The sequence below is a fragment of the Komagataeibacter swingsii genome (assembly GCF_003207895.1).
Classification (GTDB): Bacteria; Pseudomonadota; Alphaproteobacteria; order Acetobacterales; family Acetobacteraceae; genus Komagataeibacter; species Komagataeibacter swingsii.
This window is the reverse complement of sequence record NZ_NKUB01000101.1, coordinates 1-809: the sequence shown is the minus strand read 5'-3', so window position 1 is coordinate 809 and position 809 is coordinate 1. Positions and strand designations below refer to the sequence as shown.

1 pseudogene is annotated in these 809 nt (G+C 54.0%); it reads left to right on the top strand.

The annotated features are described in order from the left end of the window. Positions 1-700: pseudogene (locus CFR76_RS17525) on the top strand (ISL3 family transposase); the annotation flags it as partial. Positions 701-809: the final 109 nt, after the last annotated feature.

The window sequence follows — 809 nt, the reverse complement described above, 5'->3', positions numbered from 1 at the left end:
AGAAGGGCACAGTATTCAGGCTATCGCCACAACGATCGGAGTAGAGAGAAAAACCGTGCGGCGCTGGTTTCAGCGGGGCCATGCGCCAACATGGAAAAGAACGGTTCCGACACGCAGCATACTCGGGCCTTACATATCCCATCTGGAAAAGAGATGGGTCGAAGGATGTCGGAATATTCGCCAGCTATGGCGGGAACTCCTGGAGCAGGGGTTTACAGGAAAATATGGCACTGTCCGGAAATGGGTGACGACGCGACAGGGTATTTCCACGAAACCCGTTTCTTCCGCGTATGTCTCGCCCCCTCTGGGGCGCAAACTTGCACGCCTTCTTCTTGCAGATGATCCATTGTCTGCTGGACGACAGGACGGGCTACTTGTTCCTGCCCTTCTGGAAGCCGAACCGCAACTCGCTGTCACGCTCTGCTGGCTCAGGAAAATGCAGAACCTCCTCTGTAAAAAGGAGGACACCAGAAAGGAAGGCGATCTGAAGGCCCTGCTGGAAGAAGGGAAAACGACGCTGCTATCGCGTTTGATACCTGCGCTTGAACGGGATGCTGCTGCCATTGAAGCTTCTCTCGTCACACCATGGACAACCAGCCCGGTTGAAGGACAGATCAGCCGATTGAAAATGATCAAGCGAACCATGTTCGGAAGAGCAGGCTTCGAACTCCTCAGGGCTCGTGTCCTCCAACCCGCATAATCAAAAACATCATCACGAAAAGTGCGGAAGAACCCATATGTGGACGGCTCTGTCTTGCAAGGGGGAAAATAGTGGTGTGACCGTGTCGTTTGCACCCATATGTCCGGCC